At 72.7% G+C, this 20231-nt stretch carries 23 protein-coding genes; 18 read left to right on the top strand and 5 right to left on the bottom strand.

The window, feature by feature from the left end:
- The 4 genes from surE to FQY79_RS04165 are packed head-to-tail and all read left to right on the top strand — an operon-like array spanning position 1 to position 2939.
- Entirely contained in the window at positions 1–783 is a 783-nt protein-coding gene (gene surE, locus FQY79_RS04180; RefSeq protein ID WP_146311112.1) for a 5'/3'-nucleotidase SurE, read from the top strand.
- Positions 783–1466, top strand: coding sequence for a protein-L-isoaspartate(D-aspartate) O-methyltransferase (locus FQY79_RS04175; protein WP_146311110.1), 684 nt, complete (start codon positions 783–785; stop codon positions 1464–1466). Before surE ends, FQY79_RS04175 begins: the two co-directional genes overlap by 1 nt.
- Before the next feature lie 5 nt (positions 1467–1471).
- On the top strand, positions 1472–2119 hold the full coding sequence (locus FQY79_RS04170; protein WP_146311108.1) for an exopolysaccharide biosynthesis protein: 648 nt from the start codon (positions 1472–1474) through the stop codon (positions 2117–2119).
- Positions 2120–2165: 46 nt separating this feature from the next.
- Positions 2166–2939: a peptidoglycan DD-metalloendopeptidase family protein gene (locus tag FQY79_RS04165; RefSeq protein ID WP_146311106.1), complete on the top strand. Its 774-nt coding sequence runs from the start codon at positions 2166–2168 to the stop codon at positions 2937–2939.
- A 168-nt stretch (positions 2940–3107) separates the two neighbouring features.
- Here the strand turns inward: FQY79_RS04165 and FQY79_RS04160 are convergent, their stop codons facing one another.
- Positions 3108–3482, bottom strand: a complete 375-nt coding sequence (locus FQY79_RS04160) for an Mth938-like domain-containing protein (protein ID WP_146311104.1) — start codon at positions 3480–3482, stop codon at positions 3108–3110.
- 9 nt (positions 3483–3491) lie between these two features.
- Positions 3492–3797, bottom strand: coding sequence for a ribosome assembly RNA-binding protein YhbY (gene yhbY / locus FQY79_RS04155; RefSeq protein WP_146311102.1), 306 nt, complete (start codon positions 3795–3797; stop codon positions 3492–3494).
- A gap of 137 nt (positions 3798–3934) precedes the next feature.
- Between yhbY and rlmE the strand changes: the two genes are divergently transcribed.
- From rlmE to FQY79_RS04135, 4 genes are all read left to right on the top strand, one after another.
- Positions 3935–4579, top strand: coding sequence for a 23S rRNA (uridine(2552)-2'-O)-methyltransferase RlmE (gene rlmE, locus FQY79_RS04150; RefSeq protein WP_146311100.1), 645 nt, complete (start codon positions 3935–3937; stop codon positions 4577–4579).
- Positions 4580–4609: 30 nt separating this feature from the next.
- Positions 4610–6523: an ATP-dependent zinc metalloprotease FtsH gene (gene ftsH, locus FQY79_RS04145; protein ID WP_146311098.1), complete on the top strand. Its 1914-nt coding sequence runs from the start codon at positions 4610–4612 to the stop codon at positions 6521–6523.
- A gap of 122 nt (positions 6524–6645) precedes the next feature.
- On the top strand, positions 6646–7545 hold the full coding sequence (gene folP, locus FQY79_RS04140) for a dihydropteroate synthase (RefSeq protein ID WP_146311096.1): 900 nt from the start codon (positions 6646–6648) through the stop codon (positions 7543–7545).
- Positions 7546–7597: 52 nt separating this feature from the next.
- On the top strand, positions 7598–7867 hold the full coding sequence (locus tag FQY79_RS04135; RefSeq protein WP_146311094.1) for a DksA/TraR family C4-type zinc finger protein: 270 nt from the start codon (positions 7598–7600) through the stop codon (positions 7865–7867).
- 1 nt (position 7868) lies between these two features.
- Here FQY79_RS04135 and FQY79_RS04130 read toward each other — a convergent pair whose 3' ends face one another.
- Positions 7869–8990 carry a tetratricopeptide repeat protein gene (locus FQY79_RS04130; protein ID WP_146311092.1) on the bottom strand — a complete coding sequence of 374 codons (1122 nt, stop codon included), beginning with the start codon at positions 8988–8990 and terminating at the stop codon, positions 7869–7871.
- A gap of 91 nt (positions 8991–9081) precedes the next feature.
- Positions 9082–9555, bottom strand: coding sequence for a hypothetical protein (locus FQY79_RS04125; protein WP_146311090.1), 474 nt, complete (start codon positions 9553–9555; stop codon positions 9082–9084).
- Between the two features lie 6 nt (positions 9556–9561).
- Here FQY79_RS04125 and FQY79_RS04120 point away from each other — a divergent pair, with 6 nt between their 5' ends.
- From FQY79_RS04120 to FQY79_RS04075, 10 genes are all read left to right on the top strand, one after another.
- On the top strand, positions 9562–9783 hold the full coding sequence (locus FQY79_RS04120) for a hypothetical protein (RefSeq protein WP_146311088.1): 222 nt from the start codon (positions 9562–9564) through the stop codon (positions 9781–9783).
- Between the two features lie 941 nt (positions 9784–10724).
- Positions 10725–11369: a fused MFS/spermidine synthase gene (locus FQY79_RS04115; protein WP_186759770.1), complete on the top strand. Its 645-nt coding sequence runs from the start codon at positions 10725–10727 to the stop codon at positions 11367–11369.
- Between the two features lie 65 nt (positions 11370–11434).
- A complete protein-coding gene (locus tag FQY79_RS04110) occupies positions 11435–13480 on the top strand; it encodes a S9 family peptidase (RefSeq protein ID WP_186759767.1) in 2046 nt (681 codons plus the stop codon).
- A gap of 25 nt (positions 13481–13505) precedes the next feature.
- A complete protein-coding gene (locus tag FQY79_RS04105) occupies positions 13506–14810 on the top strand; it encodes an MFS transporter (RefSeq protein WP_186759764.1) in 1305 nt (434 codons plus the stop codon).
- 169 nt (positions 14811–14979) lie between these two features.
- Positions 14980–15438 (top strand): DMT family transporter, encoded by a 459-nt coding sequence (locus tag FQY79_RS15330; RefSeq protein WP_186759761.1) that lies wholly within the window; start codon positions 14980–14982, stop codon positions 15436–15438.
- 26 nt (positions 15439–15464) lie between these two features.
- Positions 15465–16055 carry an HD domain-containing protein gene (locus FQY79_RS04095; protein ID WP_146311836.1) on the top strand — a complete coding sequence of 197 codons (591 nt, stop codon included), beginning with the start codon at positions 15465–15467 and terminating at the stop codon, positions 16053–16055.
- A 33-nt stretch (positions 16056–16088) separates the two neighbouring features.
- Complete coding sequence (locus FQY79_RS04090; protein WP_146311080.1) at positions 16089–16454, top strand: DUF6164 family protein; 366 nt, start codon at positions 16089–16091, stop codon at positions 16452–16454.
- A gap of 146 nt (positions 16455–16600) precedes the next feature.
- A complete protein-coding gene (locus tag FQY79_RS04085; protein WP_146311078.1) occupies positions 16601–18154 on the top strand; it encodes a leucyl aminopeptidase in 1554 nt (517 codons plus the stop codon).
- An 83-nt stretch (positions 18155–18237) separates the two neighbouring features.
- Complete coding sequence (locus tag FQY79_RS04080; protein WP_146311076.1) at positions 18238–18996, top strand: sulfurtransferase; 759 nt, start codon at positions 18238–18240, stop codon at positions 18994–18996.
- A complete protein-coding gene (locus FQY79_RS04075) occupies positions 18993–19382 on the top strand; it encodes a hypothetical protein (RefSeq protein ID WP_146311074.1) in 390 nt (129 codons plus the stop codon). Before FQY79_RS04080 ends, FQY79_RS04075 begins: the two co-directional genes overlap by 4 nt.
- 90 nt (positions 19383–19472) lie before the next feature.
- Here the strand turns inward: FQY79_RS04075 and FQY79_RS04070 are convergent, their stop codons facing one another.
- Complete coding sequence (locus tag FQY79_RS04070; protein WP_146311072.1) at positions 19473–20228, bottom strand: type 1 glutamine amidotransferase; 756 nt, start codon at positions 20226–20228, stop codon at positions 19473–19475.
- Between the last annotated feature and the right edge of the window lie 3 nt (positions 20229–20231).

Below are 20231 nucleotides of genomic sequence, written 5' to 3'. Positions count from 1 at the left end.
ATGCGCGTACTGGTCAGCAACGATGACGGCGTCGATGCCCCCGGCATCCGCATCCTCGCGCAGGGCCTGCGCGACGCCGGCCACGAGGTCCTGATCGTCGCCCCGGACCGCGACCGCTCCGGCGCCAGCAACTCGCTGACCCTGGACATGCCGCTGCGCGTCGAGCAGATCGAGTCCACGGTCTGGCGCGTGTACGGCACGCCGACCGACTGCGTGCACGTGGCGATCACCGGCATGTTCGAGCTCGAGCCCGACATCGTCGTCTCGGGCATCAACAACACCGCCAACCTCGGCGACGACGTGATCTATTCGGGCACCGTGGCCGCGGCCATGGAAGGGCGCTTCCTGGGCCTGCCCGCGATCGCGATGTCGCTGGCAACGGTCAACCACGACGGCCGCTACTACGAGACCGCCGCGCGCGCGGCGGTGGAGATCGTCGAGCGCCTCAAGGCCGACCCGCTGCCCGCCGACACTATCCTCAACGTCAACGTGCCCGATCGGCACTGGAGCGACATCGCCGGGTTCGAGGTCACCCGCCTGGGCAACCGCCACCGCGCCGAGCCGTGCACCCGCCAGGAAGACCCGCGCGGGCGCAGCTGGTGGTGGATCGGCGCCGCGGGCCCCGAGATGGACGCCGGCCCCGGCACCGATTTCCACGCGGTGCGCTACGGCCGCATCTCGATCACCCCGATCCACGTCGATCTCACCCGCTACCAGGCGCTCGAACAGGTCGCCAGCTGGGTCGGCAGCCTGGCCGACGAGCTAAAGGGGGCGCAGTCGTGATGACCCCGCGCCTGCGCCTGCAGCCCGAGGCGATCGGCGTGGGAATGACCTCGCAGCGCGTGCGCGACCGCCTGATCGAGCGCCTGCGCGGCAACGGCATCGCCGACGAGCGCGTGCTCAACGCGATCCGCACCGTGCCGCGCCACCTGTTCGTCGACGAGGCGCTGGCCACCCGCGCCTACGAGGACACCGCGCTGCCGATCGGGCATGGCCAGACGATCTCCCAGCCGTGGGTGGTGGCGCGCATGACCGAGGCGCTGTTCACCGGCGGCCACGCCCCGCGCAAGGTGCTCGAGGTAGGCACCGGCTCGGGCTACCAGGCCGCGGTGCTCGCGGCGCTGGGCCTGGAGGTGCATACGGTCGAGCGCATCGGCGACCTGCTGCGGGTGGCGCGCAAGCGCTTCCGCTCGCTCGGGCTCAGCGTGCGCAGCCGCCACGACGACGGCCGCATCGGCTGGCCGGAGAACGGCCCCTACGACGGCATCCTGGTGACCGCCGGCGCGCCGGCGCTGGTGGATGCGCTCGCGGCGCAACTCGCGCCGGGCGGCATCCTGGTCGCGCCGGTGGGCGCCTCGGGCGCGCAGCAGCTGCTGATGCTGCGCCGGGAAGCGGACGGCTCGCTCTCGCGGCGCGACCTGGGGCCGGTGGTGTTCGTGCCGCTGCTCTCGGGAACGGTCGACTGAGCCGCATGGCCGGTTCCGCCCCGCCCCCCGGCCACGGCCAGAGCCTGGGCGCCCAGATCGAGGGCATGATCGCGCGCATGCCGCCCGACCACGTGAGCATGGGCGAGCTGCTGGACCTGTTCGGCGACGAAGGCCTGCTGCTGGTCACCATCCTGCTGACCCTGGTGTTCCTGATCCCGGTCTCGATCCCGGGGGTGAGCACGGTGTTCGGCGCGGCGATCGTGCTGGTTGGCGTCAGCCGCCTGCTGCGCCGGCAGCTCTGGCTCCCCGCGCGCGTGCGCGACCGCCGCCTGCCTTCGGCGCGGCTGCGACCGGCGCTGGCAGGCGGCCTGCGCTGGGTGCACCGGCTCGAGCGGCTGAGCCGCCCGCACCGGCTGTCGCCGCTGGTCGATGGCCGCGCCCAGGACGCCTTCAACAACCTCGCCTTCATCCTCGCCGCGCTGCTGCTGATGGCGCCGTTTGGCTTCGTGCCCTTCAGCAACACGATCCCGGCCATCGCCCTGCTGGCCTACGCGATCGGCTTCATCCAGCGCGACGGCGGGGCGGTGCTGCTCGGTCACCTCGCCAACATCGGCACGATGGTGTACTTCGGCGTGCTCATCGGCGGCGGCGGGCTGGTGGCGCAGGAACTGTTCAAGCGGTTTACGGGATGATGCCCGGCGCACCCGTGGCCCCGGACCGGAAGGACGACACGCAACCATGAGCAAACGAACCCGCGTGTGGACGATGGCCCTGCTGGCGATGCTGGCGCTGGCGGCGGCGGCCTGCAGCACCAAGGTGGTGCGCACGTCCTCTTCCGCGCCGCCCAGGGTGTCGACCCCGAAGCCCGGCGCGAGCGTGGTGGTCAAGCGCGGCGACACGCTGTACCGGCTGGCGGTCAACAACGGCATCAGCCCGATGGACCTGGCGCTGTGGAACGGGATCTCGCCGCCCTACACCATCTATCCCGGACAGCGGCTGTGGCTGTATCCGCGGCAGGGGACGGCGCGCGCCTCCACTACCACGGCGGGCACGCGGCCGCCCGCGACCGGGGGCCAGCGCACCACCGTGCGGCCCACCCAGGCGCCGCCGCAACCGACCACGCCGCCGCCGGTCACCAGCAACGTGGCCTGGCGCTGGCCGACTGAGGGCCAGGTGGCCAGCCGCTTCGCCGCGGGCGACCCCACCCGCCAGGGCATCGACATCGTCGGCCGCAGCGGCCAGCCGGTGCGGGCAGCGGCCGACGGGGTGGTGGTGTACTCGGGCTCGGGACTGGTGGGCTACGGCGAGCTGGTGATCGTCAAGCACGACGAGCAGTGGCTGTCGGCCTATGGCCACAACCGCACCCGGCTGGTGAACGAGGGCGCGAGGGTCAAGGCGGGGCAGCAGATCGCCGAAATGGGCAGCACCGGCGCGGCCCGCGACATGCTGCATTTCGAGATCCGCTACAACGGCAAGCCGGTCGACCCGCTGCAGTACCTGCCGCGGCGCTGAGCGCGCCCGGTCTTCGGAACGGGCGGATCCCCGGCCCGGCGCAGCGCGCCGGGCGCTCGCGGTCGCGCGATCCGGTGGATCGCTGGCGGCGCCCGTTCGCCCGCTACAAAGGCAAGCCGGTCGACCCGCTGCAGTCCCTGCCGCGGCGCTGAGGCGGGTGCCGGCTGCTCAGCCGGCGAGGATGAATCCGGCCACCACCCGGCGGCCTTCGCCGGCCAGCACGTTGTAGGTGCGGGCGGCCGCGGCGTTGGTCATCGACTCCAGCCCGATGCCGCGGGCCAGGCAGGCGGCCAGGGTGTCCTGCGGCGGGAACGCCTGCACGTCGCCGCAGCCGAGCACGATCAGTTCCGGTTCCAGCGCGAACAGCGCCTCGAGGCCGGCCACCGCCAGCGTCCGCACATCGCGAACGGGCCAGTCCTCGACCAGCCGGTGGGGTGCCACGATGAAGCTGCGTTCGAGCCGGCGATCGTTCACCAGCGCGCCGCGGCCGTCCGCGCCGCGCATGAAGTAGTCGAAGTCGGGACGTTCCTGGATCAACTGCATGGCGATCGCCTAGGCGCGCGGCAATACGATCTGGCGCTTGTCCTTCGAGGGCCGGTAGAGCACCGCGACGTGGCCGATCCGCTGCACCAGCGCCGCGCCGCAGCGGCTGGCGATCTCGTCGACCAGACGGTCGCGGTCGGCGCGGTCGCCGGCGGCGACCTTGACCTTGACCAGCTCGTGGTGCTCCAGCGCGCCGTCGACCTCGGCCAGCAGCGCGTCGGTTACCCCCTTGCCGCCCACCTGCAACATCGCCTTGAGGTCGTGTGCCTGGCCTCGCAGGAAGCGGGTCTGGGCGGCGGTCAGGGCGATCGTCATCGGAATGCGGGGACACGGAGGAAAGGCATGGCAGGGTATCATGCCCGTCGCAGTCCCCTTCCGGGGCCGCGCCTGGCGGGAGCGCCGCGCCCGGGATCGGTCCGGTCGCGCGCCGCCGGCACGAGACGGAGCAGGCCGTGGCCCGCAGCAAGAGCAGCCGTCGCTGGCTGAAGGAACATTTCTCCGACCCCTACGTGAAGAAGGCGCAGGCCGCCGGACTGCGTTCGCGCGCGGCCTTCAAGCTCGAGGAACTGGTGGCGCGCGACCGGCTGCTGAAGCCCGGCATGGTGGTGGTGGACCTGGGCGCGGCGCCCGGGGGCTGGTCGCAGTGGGTCCGCCAGGAACTCGACCGCCTCGACCCGGCGCGGCCGGGCCGGGTGCTGGCGCTGGACATCCTGGACATGCCGCCGCTGGCCGGGGTCGAGTTCCTTCATGGCGATTTCAGGGAGGATGCGGTCTTATCCAGCCTTGAGACGATGCTCGGCGGCCAGCCCGTGGACCTTGTGTTGTCGGACATGGCCCCCAACAAGAGCGGTATGGAAGCGGTCGACCAGCCGCGCGCCATGCACCTGGCCGAACTTGCCATGGAATTCGCCGACCGCCACCTGCGGCCCGGCGGGACGTTCCTGATCAAGCTGTTCCAGGGCGTGGGGTTCGACGGGTACGTGCGCGACCTGCGCCGGCGCTACGCCAGGGTCGCGATCCGCAAGCCCGCGGCCTCGCGCCGGCGCTCGCCTGAAGTCTATGCCCTGGCACAGGGCAAGCTGGCGGCAATCAAGTAGCATGGCCCCATTGGAAGCCCGGAAGACCCGATGAACGACCTGGTGAAAAACCTCCTGCTGTGGGCCATGGTGGCCGTGGTGCTGATGCTGGTGTTCAACAGCTTCAGCCCGGGCACGGGCGCGACCAGCGAAGTGCGCTACTCGCAGTTCATCGAGCAGGTCCGGCGCGACCAGATCCGGTCGGTGAAGATCGCCGAGGACGAGAAGACCATCGAGTTCGTCACCAAGGGCGGCGAGACCGGCACCGTGATCGCCCCGCGGCGCGACGAAGGCATGATGAACGACCTGATCAACCACAAGGTCGAGATCCAGGCCGCGCCGCCATCGAGCGGGCCGTCGCTGGTGTACATCCTGATCAACCTGCTGCCGGTGGCGCTGATCATCGGCTTCTGGTTCTTCATGATGCGGCAGATGCAGCAGGGCGGCGGAAAGGGCGCGATGTCGTTCGGCAAATCGCGCGCCAAGATGCTGAGCGAGGACCAGACCAAGGTGACCTTCGCCGACGTCGCCGGCTGCGACGAGGCCAAGGAGGAAGTCGCCGAACTGGTCGAGTTCCTGCGCGACCCGTCCAAGTTCCAGCGCCTGGGCGGCAAGATCCCGCGCGGCGTGCTGATGGTCGGCCCGCCCGGCACCGGCAAGACCCTGCTCGCCAAGGCCATCGCCGGCGAGGCCAAGGTGCCGTTCTTCTCGATCTCCGGCTCGGACTTCGTCGAGATGTTCGTCGGCGTCGGCGCCAGCCGCGTGCGCGACATGTTCGAGCAGGCCAAGAAGCACGCGCCCTGCATCATCTTCATCGACGAGATCGACGCGGTCGGCCGCCACCGCGGCGCCGGCCTGGGCGGCGGCCACGACGAGCGCGAGCAGACCCTCAACCAGCTGCTGGTGGAGATGGACGGCTTCGAGGGCGGCGAGGGCGTGATCGTGATCGCCGCGACCAACCGTCCCGACGTGCTCGACCCGGCGCTGCTGCGCCCGGGCCGCTTCGACCGCCAGGTGGTGGTCGGCCTGCCGGACGTGAAGGGCCGCGAGCAGATCCTGCGCGTGCACATGCGCAAGGTGCCGCTGGCCGAGAACGTGGAGCCGATGGTGATCGCCCGCGGCACGCCCGGCTTCTCCGGCGCCGACCTGGCCAACCTGGTCAACGAGGCCGCGCTGTTCGCCGCGCGCGAGAACGCGAAGGAGGTCCGCATGGACCACTTCGACCAGGCCCGCGACAAGATCCTGATGGGCGCCGAGCGCCGCTCGATGGCGATGAGCGAGGAGGAGAAGACCCTCACCGCCTACCACGAGGCCGGCCACGCCATCGTCGGCCGCCTGGTGCCCGAGCACGACCCGGTCTACAAGGTCACCATCATCCCGCGCGGCCGCGCGCTGGGCGTGACCATGTACCTGCCCGAGGGCGACAAGTATTCGTACAACCGCACCGCGATCGAGTCGCAGCTGTGCTCGCTGTACGGCGGCCGGGTGGCCGAGGAACTGGTGTTCGGGCCGGACAAGGTCACCACCGGCGCGTCCAACGACATCGAGCGCGCGACCAAGATGGCGCGCAACATGGTCACCAAGTGGGGCCTGTCCGACGAGATGGGGCCGATCGCCTACAGCGAGGACGAGGACGAGGTGTTCCTCGGCCGCTCGGTGACCCAGCACAAGAACGTGTCCGACGACACCGCGCGGCGGATCGACGAGGTGGTGCGCGGCATCCTTGACAAGGCCTACGCGCGCACCCGCGAGATCCTCACCGAGAACATGGACAAGCTGCACGCGATGGCCAAGGCACTGCTCGAGTACGAGACCATCGACGTGCCGCAGATCGACGCCATCATGGAAGGCCGAGAGCCGCCGCCGCCGATGGGCTGGGTCGAGTCCGGCAAGGGTGGCGACAAGGGCGGCGACGGCGATTCGCGCCCGCTGCCCCCGATCGGAGGCCCGGCGGAGCAGACCTGATCCGCCGCCCCCGCCTCGCGCGGGCTCGCATGGACGGCGCCGGCGACCCCGGCGCCGTTTCTCTTTGCACCGTGCCCGCGCCGGCGGCACGATAACCGCGAACCACCATCGGCCAGCCCTCCATGTTCGACACCGCTCCCCAACTCGACTGCGCGGGCCGCATCCTGCGCCTCGACCGCACCCGGGTGATGGGCATCGTCAACGTCACCCCGGATTCGTTCTCCGACGGCGGCGCGCACTTCGACCCGGCGGCCGCGGTCGCCCACGGGCTGAAGCTGGTGGAGGAGGGTGCCGACATCCTCGACGTGGGCGGGGAATCGACCCGGCCCGGTGCCGAGGCCGTGACGGTGGAGGAGGAGTTGCGGCGCGTGCTGCCCGTGGTCGAGGCGCTGGCGCGCGAGGCCGGTGTGCCGGTCAGCATCGACACCTACCACCCGGAGGTCATGCGCGCGGCGGTCGCCGCCGGCGCCGGGATGGTCAACGACATCTACGCGCTGCGCCACGAGGGTGCGCTCGACGCGGCCGCGGAACTGGGCGTGCCGGTGGTGCTGATGCACATGCTGGGCGAGCCGCGCACCATGCAGGACGCGCCGGAATACGACGATGTGGTCGGCGACGTGCACCGGTTCCTGGCCGAGCGGATCTTCGCGGCCGAGATGGCCGGGATCCCGAAGCAGCGGATCGTGGTCGATCCCGGCTTCGGCTTCGGCAAGACCACGGCGCACAACCTGCAGCTGCTGGCCCGGCTGGAGCGCTTCACCGAGCTGGGCGTGCCGGTGCTCGCCGGGCTGTCGCGCAAGCGCACGATTGGTGAACTCACCGGCCGCGGGGATCCGCGCGAGCGCGTGCATGGTTCGGTCGCGGCGCACCTGGTCGCCGCCCAGCGCGGCGCGCGCATCGTGCGGGTGCACGACGTGGCCGCGACGGTGGACGCGCTCGAGGTCTGGCAGGCGGTGGCCGCGGTGCCTGAACCGCGCCGCGACGCGGGCGCGCCGGCGATCGACTGGCCGGACGGGATCTGAACGCCGGATGCGGTAGAACGGCTGCATCCGCGGGTATTTGACGGAGGACGCGATGGCAACGGGCTGGGCAGGCGACGGCGCGGTGCACGAACAGATCGAGGCAACGGTGAAGGACGCGATCCAGCGCGCCCGCAGCCAGCTGCCGCAAGGGCCCGGCCGGGAGCGCTGCGAGGAATGCGACGCGCCGATCCCCGAGGCCCGTCGCAAGGCGATGCCGGGCGTGCGCCTGTGCATCCGCTGCCAGGAGGCCGAAGAGCGCGAGGAGCAGCAGGCCCACAGCGGCTACAACCGGCGCGGCAGCAAGGACAGCCAGCTGCGCTGAGTCAGAGCCCCTTGCGGCGCAGCAGGTCCAGCTTGGCGGCGTAGGTCGCCTGCATCGCGCCCTTGCTCAGGTCGTGCGCGCGGCTGAGCGCACGCCCGGCGCCGGAAGCGTCCCCCAGGTGCAGCAGCGCGCGCGCCAGCCCGAAGTGGAACCGGTGTTCTGCTTCGTGCATCGAGATCGCGCGGCGGTAGTGGCGTGCCGCGGCCTCGTAGTCGTCGCGGCGCTCGGCCTCCACCGCCTGGATGAACACGTGGTAGGGGTTGCGCTGGCGCAGGCGTTCCAGGCGCCGGCGGTACTCGCCCGCCCTGGCGTGCTCGCCGCGTGAGGCGTACAGGGCGGCGAGGTTCATCAGCGTGCCGTCGTGCGACCCGTCGAGCTCCAGCGCGCGCCTGAACGCGGCCTCGGCGGCCTCCGGCATCCCCATGCGCAGGCGCTGGACCCCGGCGTTGTTCCAGGCGGACGGGTAGCCGGGATCCACGGTGAGCGCGGCCTCGATGAAGCGTCCGGCGGTGTGGTTGTCGCCCTCGGACAGCAGCGCCGCGGCGCGGTTGCTGTAATAGACCGCCATCAGCCGCGAGTCGTCCACCCGCTGCGGCGGGTCGCGCGTCATCACGCTGTCGCTGCCCACGTCGACGGTGTACTCGTGCGGGCCGATCCGCACCCCGGCGTTGACATGGTTGCTGAAGTACAGGGTGTCGCCCTCGGCGTACCAGGACAGGGTGCGGGCGATCTCCTGCCCGTAGGCGTCCAGGCCCGCCGCGCGCGCCATCGCAATCGTCAGCAGCGTGAACGACAGGCAGTTGGCCTGGCGCGTTTCCCAGACCTGGGCGACGGTGAGGTCGGCATCGTGCCGGTAGCGGATGTCGAGGCCGTCGGGCCGGTGCATGAACGCCACCAGGCGCTCCAGCCGCCCCATGCCGCGTGGGGTGCGCTCGATGACCTGGGTGCGCAGCGCCTCGAGCAGGCCCGGGGGCAGCGCCATCACCTCCTCGGGCGAGGGCACCACCACCTCGGCCGGCAGTGTCTCCGGCATGGGCGGCGGGCCTGGCGCGACCGGCGGGGCCGACACTGCGGTCGCGGGCGACGATGCGGCCAGCGCGGCCGCGAGCAGCCAGGTGAACATGGCAGCCTCCTCAGCGCATGGCAACCGTCCCGAGTGTACGCCGATGCTGCACTGCGGAAGGTTCCGCTGGCGGCCTGGCGGCGCCCGCCGGTCAGTCCAGCGCCTGCAGGCCCAGGATCGTCGCCAGCACCGCCGCCAGCACCGTCAGTTCGCCGCGGCTGTTGCGGCCGCCATGGCGGTACCGGGCGTGGTAGCCGTCCTCGTAGCCGCGTTCGAAGCCCTGGCGGAAGTAGTAGGCGTACTGGTCGTAGTCCAGGTAGCGGCCGTGGTAGCCGTCGCTTGCGTCCAGGTAGCCGTAGCTGCCGCGCACGTCGTAGCGCCAGCCGTCCTCGCGGTCGGCGTGTCCGGCCTGCAGGCCTTCGCGGTAACCGCGCTGGACCGCCTGGCGCATCAGTTGGGCGCCGTAGTGGTTGGTCTGGTACCAGCGGCCGCCGTAGTTGTAGCGGTAGCTCGGCGGCGAGGAGTAGAACGGGTCGCGCGCGTAGTCCCAGCGGGTCTCGCGCCAGTAGCGTTCCTGCGCGCGCAGGCGGGCGTGGTAGTCGCGCTCGTAGCGGTACCGCGCCATGCGGCGTTGCTGTTGCAGCGACCGGGCGCGTTCGGCACTGCGCCGTTCGGCCTGAAGCAGCCGGCGTTCGCGCTCGCGCTGGAACTGTTCGGCGCGCAGGCGCCCGGATTCGATCCGCATCCGGGCCTGTTCGCGGTCGATCCGGCCGCGGTCCGCCTCGGACCGGCGTGGATCGCGGGCCTGGGCGCGCGGGGGCGGCTGGCGGGGTGCGGCCTGCTGGTCGCGTGACGTGGGCCGGACGCGCGGCCCGGGGCCTGCCGGCGCCCGGGTGCGCGATGCGTCGCGGTGGGCCGGCGCGCCGCCCGCCGACCGCGGCGGCGCCTGCACCCGCGGCGGCTGGCGCTGCTCGCGCGCGGAGGCCTGCGCCGCGGGCCGCTCGCGCGACGCCGGGGACGGCCTGTTGCTGCCGGCCGCGCGCGGCGGCTGCACGTTCCGTGGCGCCTGCCCGACCCGCGGCCGCGAGGCACTCGCGCCCGACGCCCCGGACGAGGAACGCTGCGCCTGTCCGGGCACGCCGGTGGCGCGACGCGGGCCCGCCTGGCCCCGGGCCGGCGAGCGAGGCGGTGTCGCGGATTCACGTCGCGGGGAAGGCTGCGCCCGAGGTCGGGGTGTGTCGGCGCGCGGACGCGCCTGCGGTCGCTGGCGGGCGGCGCCGGCGGGCTCCGGCCGCGCCGCCTGCGGGCGGGCCGGCTCGCTGCGCTGGGTGCGTGGATCGCGGCTGCCGCGATCGCCGTCCTGCGCCAGGGCGGGAAGGATGGCCAGCGCGAGGACGACGGCGAGGGCGCCACGCGCCATACGGAAAGAGGGCTGGGACATGGGGATGGCCTGCCGACGGACCGCGTCGGCGTGGAGACAGTGTGGGGCGCGCAGGGATGAACCCGCTCTGAGGCACGCCCGCGGCGTTCAGGCTCCGGCGCCGGGCGTGTGCCGGGCCTGAACCGGCGTCTGCTGGCGGGCGGGCCCGCGTCAACCACAGGGCCATTGCTGCGTGGCGCGCGCTTCGCGCTAGTCTTTGCGCCGGTCGATCGCGTGGAGTGCGGGTGGAAGCAGGCGGACAGGCAGGGGGCGGCGGACAGGGAGATGGCGGTGGCGCGCACCCGCGGCCGGTGGTGCGGATGGGCTGGCGCTATACGGATCTGCAGTTCGAAGGTGGGGTGTCGCAGAGCCGGATGCGCACGTTCCGGCCCGGCCAGCTCGCGGTCGACTATACGCGGACGATGATGGCCAGCCTGCTGTGGTGCCCGCGCCCGGCGCTGATCGGGATGGTCGGGCTGGGTGGCGGCTCGCAGGTGAAGTTTTGCCACCGGCACCTGCCGGCGACCCGGGTCGAGGTGGCGGAGATCAATCCCCACGTGATCGCGCTGCGGCGTCGGTTCCGGGTGCCGGACGACGACGCGCGGTTGCGCGTGCACCTGGCCGATGGCGCCCGGTTCGTGCGCGAGTCGGCGGGCCGCTTCGACATCCTGCTGGTCGACGGCTACGACCGCACCGGCATTCCGGCGGACCTGTCGACCCAGGCGTTCTACGACGATTGCCGGCGCGCGCTGGCGCCCGGCGGGGTGTTCGCCAGCAACCTGTACGCCACCAACGCCCACGCCCATCTGGAGCGGCTGGCGCGCGCCTTCGGCCGCGACCGGACGTGGATGCTGGAGGAGCGCCGGCAGAGCAACCGGGTCGCGTTCGCGTGGGACGGCGACCCGTTCCCGGAGCGCCGCATCGACCTGCGCTCGCGCGTCGCGCAGGTGCCGCGCGGCGCGGCGCGGCAGCTCGCCGGGACCTTCGCGCGCGTTGCCGCGGCCTGGAACGCGCGTTGAGCCGGGTGCTTGCCATGGCGCCGCCGGCCGGCGAAAGTGCGGGCTTCATGTCGCGAAGGGGTTCGATGATGCGCCATCCGATGCTGCGGGCCGCGGCCCTGCTGCTGCTTGTGTTCGCCCTGCCGGTGCTGGCCGCCAACGGCGGCATGACGCTGGAACAGCTGGCGACGTTGCGCACGGTGACCCAGGCGACGGTCAGCCCGGATGGCGGCCGCATCGCCTACGTGCTGTCGGTGCCGCGCCGGGTCGGGGTCGACGACGACGGGCCGGCGTGGGGCGAGCTGCATGTCGTCTCGCGCGACGGCGCCAACCGCGGTTACGTCACCGGCCAGGTCAACGTCGGCGGGCTGGAGTGGTCGCCGGACGGGCGTTCGCTGTACTACCTCGCCAAGCGCCAGGGCGACGAGGCGCGCAGCCTGTACCGGATCCCGGTGGACGGCGGCGAGTCCTCGGTGGTGGCCACGCTCAAGTCCGACATCCGCGGGTTCAGCCTGTCTGCCGATGGCCGCCAGGTGGCCCTGCTGGCGCTGCAGCCCGAGAGCGACGAGATCAGGGCACTGAAGAAGAAGGGCTTCAGCCAGAAGGTCTACGAAGAGGACTGGCGTCCGGTGCAGCTGTGGATCGCCGGCACCGGCGAGGGCGCGCCGGCGCCGCGGCGGGTGGAGGTGGAAGGCAGCGTGCAGTCGGTGCGCTGGAGCCCGGCGGGCGACCGCCTGGCGCTGCTCGTCGCGCCCCGCCAGCTGACCGACGACACGCTGGTGTTTACCCGGGTGAGGATCGTGTCGCCCGAGGGCCGGGTGCTCGGCGGGGTCGAGAATCCCGGCAAGGTCGGTGGCCTGTCGTGGAGCCCCGACGGCGCGCACCTGGCCTTCATCTCGGCCGAGGACGCGCACGACGCCCAGCAGGGCCGCCTGTTCGTGGCCGGGCGCGACGGCGGCGCCTGGCGCGACCTGCTGCCCGGCCTGTCCGGCCACGTGGTGGACGTCGAGTGGCGCGACGCCTCGACCATCCAGTTCATCAGCTTCGAGGGCGTGCAGGCGCGGCTGGGCGAGGTCGGCCTCGACGGCGGCGCGCAGCGGACCCTGCTGCCGGCCGAGGGGCCGGTGTGGAGCGGTTTCGACCGCAGCCGCGGCGGCGACATCGCGCTGCTGGCCAGTACCCCGCAGCATCCCTCGGAGGTGTTCCTGCTGGCGGCCGGGGAGTCCGCGCCGCGCAGGCTCACCGACAGCAACCCGTGGCTGGCCGACGTGCGCCTGGCGCGCCAGGAGGTGATCCGCTACCAGGCCCGCGACGGACTGGAGATCGAAGGCCTGCTGGTGCATCCGCTCGAGCGCCGCGGCAACGAGCGGGTGCCGCTGATCGTGGTCGTGCATGGCGGGCCGGAGTCGCACTACACCAACGGCTGGCTGACGTCCTACGCGCAGCCGCTGCACCACGCCGCCGCGCGCGGCTACGCGCTGTTCCTGCCCAACTACCGCAGCAGCACCGGGCGCGGCGTGGAGTTCTCCAAGAAGGGTTTCGGCCGTCCCGGCATGGAGGAGTTCGACGACGTGGTCGACGGTGTCGACCACCTCATCGCCACCGGCCTGGTGGACGGATCGAAGGTCGGCATCACCGGCGGTTCCTACGGCGGCTACGCCAGCGCGTGGGGCGCGACCTACTACAGCGAGCGCTTCGCCGCCTCGGTGATGTTCGTCGGCATCTCCGACCAGGCCAGCCTGGTCACCACCGGCGACATCCCCTGGGAGCAGTACCTGGTCCACATGGGCACCTGGCCGTGGGAGGACCCGGAACTGTTCCGCAAGACCAGCCCGATCACCTACGCGAAGCAGTCGAGGACGCCGACCCTGATCCTGCACGGGGAGGCCGATCCGCGCGTGCCGCCGATGCAGTCGTACATGTTCTACCGCTACCTCAAGCTGGCCGGGCAGGCGCCGGTGCGGCTGGTGCTGTATCCCGGCGAGGGCCACGGCAACGCCCGCGCGGCCTCGCGCTACGACTACTCGCTGCGGCTGATGCAGTGGATGGACCACTACCTGAAAGGGCCGGGTGGCGAGCCGCCGCCGTACGCGATCGACTACGCGCTGCCGGGCGGGGACACGAGGAAGTGATGGCGTCGCGGGGAGGGAGGACGCGATGAGCGTGGCGGCGGCGCAGGCGCCCGTCGCCCCGCCCGCCGGTGCCCACCGGCGCCGGGTGCTGCTGGCCAGCCTGGTCGGCACCACCATCGAATTCTTCGACTTCTACATCTACGCCACGGCGGCGGTGCTGGTGTTCCCGCAGCTGTTCTTCCCGCCCGGTGACCCGACCACCGCGACCTTGCAGTCGTTCGCGACCTTCGCCCTGGCGTTCATCGCGCGGCCGTTCGGATCGGCGCTGTTCGGCCACTTCGGCGACCGGGTCGGACGCAAGGCGACGCTGGTGGCGGCGCTGCTGACGATGGGCATCTCGACCGTGGTCATCGGCCTGCTGCCGACCTATGCCCAGGCCGGGATCGCGGCGCCGCTGCTGCTGGCGCTGTGCCGGCTCGGGCAGGGCGTGGGCCTGGGCGGCGAGTGGGGCGGGGCGGTGCTGCTGGCGACCGAGAACGCCCCGCCCGGCAGGCGCGCCTGGTACGGCATGTTCCCGCAGCTGGGCGCACCGATCGGGTTCCTGCTCTCGACCGGCGTGTTCCTGGCGCTGACCCACTGGATGCGCGACGAGGCGTTCCTGGCCTGGGGCTGGCGGATCCCGTTCCTGGCCAGCGCGGTGCTCGTGGCCGTGGGGCTGTGGGTGCGGCTGCGGATCACCGAGACCCCGGAGTTCCAGCGCGCGGTCGCGCGCGAGGAGCGGGTGCGCCTGCCGATGGCCGCGGTGGTCCGCCACCATCCCTTCGCCCTGGCCAGCGGCACGGTGGCCCTGGTCGCGACCTTCGTGCTGTTCTACCTGATGACGGTGTTCGCCTTGAGCTGGGGGACCTCGAAGCTCGGCTATTCGCGCGAGCACTTCCTGCTGCTGCAGATGCTCGGGGTGCTGTGCTTCGCGCTCACCATCCCGCTGTCCGCGCGGTACGCGGACCGCCACGGGCGGCGCAACGCGATGATCGTGGCCACGGTGCTGATCATCGCGTTCGGCTTCGCGTTCGCGCCGCTGCTCGGGTCGGGGAGCGGCTGGGGCGTGCTCGCGTTCCTGGCGTTGGGGTTCGGGGCGATGGGCCTGACCTACGGCCCGTGCGGGACGATCCTGGCCGAGATGTTCCCGACCGCGGTGCGCTACACCGGCGCTTCGCTGGCGTTCAATGCCGCGGGCATCCTCGGCGCCTCGCCGGCGCCGTACATCGCCACCCGGCTGGGCGAGCGCTATGGCCTGGCCTCGGTGGGCTGGTATCTGGCCGCGATGGGCGTGCTCACGCTGCTGGCGCTGCTCACCGTGCGCCGCGACCCACCGCGCGAACGGCCGTAGGACCGGTTTCAGCGGCTCCGTCGCCGCAGTGCGTACCCTCATCGGCGCCGCCACGCCGGGGCGCGGACGACGTTCCCGCCGCATGCCACGTCGGCTGGTGGCCGCCATTCACGATCCGCGTCGCGACGGCGGGAATAGACTGTCCGCGACTCCGCAAGCAGGCCCCCGCGTGAAGACCTGGACCCTCCTCGGCATCACCATCGCCGTCGCCGTCGGCAGCGTGCTGCCGCTGCAGGCGCTGATCAACGCGCGCTTGGGCGCGCTCACCCACGGCGCGCTGTACGCGTCGTTCGTCTCGTTCCTGGTCGGCACCTGCCTGCTCGGGAGCGTGCTGGTGGCGACGCGTACGCCGCTGCTGCCGCCGCAGCCGCTGTCCTCGTTCCCGGCGTGGATCTGGGCCGGTGGCGTGATCGGCGCGAGCATGGTGCTGGCGGCGACCGTGCTGGTGCCCAGGCTCGGCGCGGGCGCGCTGTTTTGCCTGATCGTGCTGGGACAGGTCCTGGGCGCGATGGCGCTCGACCATTTCGGCGTGCTCGGGGCGCAGCGGCCGGTCGACATGGCGCGCGTGGCCGGCGCCCTGCTGGTGGTCGTCGGGGCGGCGCTGGTGGTGCGGCCGTGGCAGGCCTGAACGGGACCGCCGGCCTGCCCGACGGCATGCTGCATGCGCTGGAGGGCGCCTATGCGCGGCCGCCGCGCGCCTACCACCACTTCGGCCACGTCGGCGACGTCCTGCGCCATTACCAGGCGGTTGCCGAAGGCCCGGGCTGGCTCCAGCCCCGGGAAGTGCGCCTGGCCGTGCTCTACCACGATGCGGTGTACGTGCCGGGGCGCAAGGACAACGAGGCGCGCTCGGCGGCGCTGGCGCGCGCCGAGATCGCGCGCTGGCTGCCGGAGGCGGAGGTGGATGCCGACCGCGTCGCCGAGCTGATCGAGCTGACCGCGCGCCACGGCCAGCTCTCGCCCGGCGATTTCCGAAGCTCGCCCCTGGCCGCCGACACCTGCCATTTCCTGGATTGCGATATGGCCATCCTCGGCGCGGATCCGGCCGTGTTCGACGCCTACGACCGCGCCATTGCCGCCGAGTACCGCGGCCAGGTCCCGGGGTGGCTGTTCCGGATCCAGCGCCGCCGCTTCCTCAAGGGCCTGCTTGCGCGGCCGCGGATCTACCTCAGCGACTTCTTCCACGAGCGCTTCGACGCCCAGGCGCGGGCGAACCTGCGGCGCTGCGTCACCGGCAAACGCTGACCCGGGGCGGCGTCGGGCGGATATCATCGGGCCATGGCAAAGCTGCTGCTCAACCTGCGCCACGTGCCCGACGACGAAGCCGACGAGGTGCGTGCGCTGCTGGACGCGGCGCGGATCGGCTACTACGAGACCCGCCCGGGCCCCTTGGGCATTTCCGCCGGCGGCATCTGGATCCGCGACGACGATGAGTTTCCCGCGGCGAAGCAGCGCATGGCCCGCTACCAGGCCGAACGCGCGCAACGCGCCCGCGCCGAGCGCGCGCAGGCGCTGCGCGACGGCACTGCGGAGACCTTCCTCGGCATCGCCCGGGCGCAGCCGCTGCGCGTGGCGCTGGTCCTGCTGGCGATCGCCCTGCTGCTGGGCCTGATGGCGCTGCCGGCGTTCCTGATCTGGCGCTGAGACTTCGCCGCGGCGATGATCCGCGGCCGCGCATGACTTTCGGCATGTCCCGCGGACCGGGGCGCGGGCTAAGGTCGGGTGATGCGGGGCCGTCGCACGGCGACATCGGCCTGCCGCGCTCCCTTCCGATCCTTCCGGGGCACCTGATGTCCAGACTCCTGCTGTCCGTGTTCTCCCTGTTCCTGGCACTGGCATGGCCGTCGGTCGCGCTGGCGCAGCGCAACCTCTCGTTCGAACCGCACGCGTTGCCGGAGCAGGGCACGGTGGCGATCGCCGTGGCCGAGGGCCTGCCCGACGAGGGGAGCTTCGCGGCGATCGATGCCCGCAGCGGCGGGGCGCTGCGGCGCATGGCCGGGCTCGAGGGGTTCCGCGGCAAGGAAGACAGCATGCTCGACCTGCGCGGCTTCGCCGGCTACGAGCGCCTGCTGGTGCTGGGCACGGGCAAGGAGCCGCTGTCGCCGACCGCACTGCAGGACATCGGTGGCCGCGTGGCGCGCGCGACCGCGCGCAGCCGCGCCGGGCGCGTCGACCTGGTCTGGGACGGCGACGAGGCCGAGGCCGCGGCGCACCTGGCCTTCGGCGCCTCGCTCGGACAGTACCGCTTCGACAAGTACCGTTCCAAGCAGGACGAGGAGGGCGGGAACGACGCCGGCGCGGGCGTACTCGCGATCCGCACCCGCGAAGGCGCCGCTGCGGCCGCGGCCTGGAACGCGGAATGGAAGCCGGTGGCCGACGCGGTGGCCTTCGCCCGCGACCTGTCGACCGAACCGGCGAACGCGCTGTGGCCGGAGGAGTTCGTGTCCCGCGTGCGCGCCGCCGCCGCGGGCCTGCCGCTGCGCATCGAAGTGCTGGACGAGGCGGCCATGCGCCGGCTGGGGATGGGCGCGATCCTGGCCGTGGGCCAGGGCAGCGCGCGTCCGCCGCGGCTGCTGGTGGTGCGCTACCAGGGCGGTGGCGAAGGCGAGGCCCCCCTGGCCTTCGTCGGCAAGGGCATCACCTTCGACAGCGGCGGCATCTCGCTCAAGCCCAACAGCAACATGTGGCAGATGAAGGGCGACATGACCGGCGCCGCCACCGTGGTGTCCACCGTCATCGCGCTGGCCGGCCGCAAGGCGCCGGTAAACGCCGTGGCGGTGGCCGCGCTGGCCGAGAACATGCCCTCGGGCAAGGCGTCGCGCCCGGGGGACGTGATCCGCACCGCGTCCGGCAAGACCTTCGAGATCATGAGCACCGACGCCGAGGGCCGCATGGTGCTCACCGACGCGCTGTGGTACGTGCAGCGGCAGGACCGCCCGAAGCTGGTGGTCGACGTGGCCACACTCACCGGCGCGATCGTCTCCGCGCTGGGCGGCGACTACGCCGGCCTGTTTTCGCGCGACGATGACCTGGCCGGGCAGCTGCTCGCGGCCGGCGAGGCCAGCGGCGAGGAGCTGTGGCGGATGCCGCTGCGCGACGACTACGGCAAGCGCCTGAAGTCGCCGATCGCCGACCTGCGCAACGGCGGCGGCTCCCCCGGCGCCGGCGCGGGTGCCTACTTCATCGGCGAGTGGGTCGAACGCGGCTTGCCGTGGGCGCACCTGGACATCGCCGGGACCGACTGGGCCTCCAGCGCCAGGCCCACGGTGCCCGAGGGCGCCACCGGCTTCGGCGTGCGCCTGCTCGACCGCTTCGTGCGCGACTACCACGAGCCGCGCGGCTGAACGGTGCGCCGGCCGCGGCGGCCGGCGCCGCTACAATACCGGGCGGGCGCTCCGCCCGGTCCGGCTGCCGCAGCGACGTCCGCATGGTCCGCAACATCGCCGCCTACCGTTTCGTCGAGGTCGCCGATCCGCCAGCGGTGGCCGCGCGCGTGCGCGCCTGGGCGGAAGAGGGCGGCCTGCGCGGGACCGTGCTGGTGGCGCCCGAAGGCATCAACCTGTTCCTGGCCGGCGCGGACGTGGCGGTCGATGCGTTCCTGGGCCGGCTGCGCGCCGATCCGCGCTTCGCCGCGATCGTGGCCAGGGACAGCTGGAGCAGGGCGGTGCCGTTCGCGCGGCTCAAGGTCAAGCTGAAGCGCGAGATCATCAGCTTCCGGCGCGCGCAGGCCTCCCCGCTGCGCGGGCGCGCACCCGCCGTCGCGCCCGCGGACCTGGCGCGGTGGCTTGCGCAGGGCCATGACGACGCCGGCCGGCGCGTGGTGCTGCTGGACACCCGCAACCGCGAGGAAACCGCCCATGGCGCCTTCGCCGGCGCGCTGCTGCTGCCGATCGACAACTTCACCGAGCTGCCGGACGCGCTGCAGCCGCACCGCGAGGCCCTGGCCGACGCCACCGTCGTGAGCTATTGCACCGGCGGGATCCGCTGCGAGAAGGCGGCGCTGTGGATGCGTGCCAGCGGCATGGACAACGTGCTGCAGCTCGACGGCGGCATCCTGGGCTATTTCGAATCGGTCGGCGGCACGGGCTACGAAGGCCGCTGCTTCGTGTTCGACGAACGGGTGGCGCTGGATGCGCAGCTGCGGCCGCTGGTCGACGGCGCGGCGGCCCGGGCGCAGGCGGCATGAGCTGGTTCGGGCTGGCCTTGCTGCTGGTCGGTGCCTACCTGGCCTACAAGCTGGTGGGCGCGCTGCTGAAGATCCTGATGTTCGTGCTGGCGCTGGCCGGCGCCTACTGGCTGCTGGCGCCCTGGCTGGGCTGGCCGACGGTGTCCGAACTGTTCTACGTGCTGGGGCCGGACTTCGGCGGTCGGCGGGTCGAGGAGGTGCTGCATCCGTCGGGGATCGCGGGCGAGGTCGCCGACCGGGTGGTCGACGGGCTGGTCGACCGGATCCTGCCGCCGTCGCCCGAGCCGCTGCCCGGGCCCGCGTCCGCGGTCGAGCCCCTGCCCGAGCCGCCGCCCGCGGACGCCGGCCAGGCCCCGCCCGCGGCGGCGGATGCCCCGCAGCGCTAGCCGCTTCGCAGCAGCAGCGGGTCCGGGCGGTGCAGCAGGCGGTCGTGTCATCGTCCGGGTCGGCGGTGGGCGGCCCGGGCACCGCACGGCTCAGCCGAACTCGCGCGAGGGCAAGGCGATGCGCCGCTGCGGGCGGCCGACCAGGTCGAGGAAGTTGTTGAACACTGCGTCGGCCCGCGCCTGCATGGCGGCGATGTGCTCGCGGGTATGGGCACGGATCGCGGCCTCGTCGTGCAGACCCTCGCGCCGCTCGAGTTCGGCCCGGTAGCCGGGCGTCGCCAGCCAGCGCTCGATCAGCGGCTCGTCCATCTCCAGGTGGAACTGGAACCCGTAGGCCTTCTCGCCCCAGCGGAAGGCCTGCTGCTCGCAGGTCTCGCTGCGGGCCAGGTGCACCGCGCTGCGCGGGATCTCGAAATGCTGGCCGTGCCACTGGAACACGGGCGCGTCGTCGCCGAGCGGTGCCAGGACCGGATCGTCGCGGCCGGCCTGTGTTGCCTGCAGCCGGTACCAGCCGATCTCGGGCACGCGGTGGCGCTGCACCGGTGCGCCCAGGGCGTGCGCCAGCAGCTGCGCCCCCAGGCAGATGCCCAGCACCGGCTTGCCCTGTCCGAGCATGCGTTCGATCGCCCGCAGTTCGGTGCGCAGGTGGGGGCGCGTGGCCTGGTCCTCCACGTTCATCGGTCCGCCCAGGACCACCAGGCCGCGGTAGCGGTCCACGTCCGGCTGCGCGTCGGGCTCGCGCTCGAAGTTGACGAAGCGTATGCGGTGGCCCCGTCGCCGGATCAGCGGATCGAGCGTGCCCAGCGGCTCGGCGGCCACGTGCTGGAAGACGAGGAGGCGCGACATGGG

This window comes from Luteimonas wenzhouensis, assembly GCF_007859305.1.
In the GTDB taxonomy this organism is placed as follows: Bacteria; Pseudomonadota; Gammaproteobacteria; order Xanthomonadales; family Xanthomonadaceae; genus Luteimonas; species Luteimonas wenzhouensis.
This window is presented reverse-complemented; position numbering and strand designations above follow the sequence as displayed.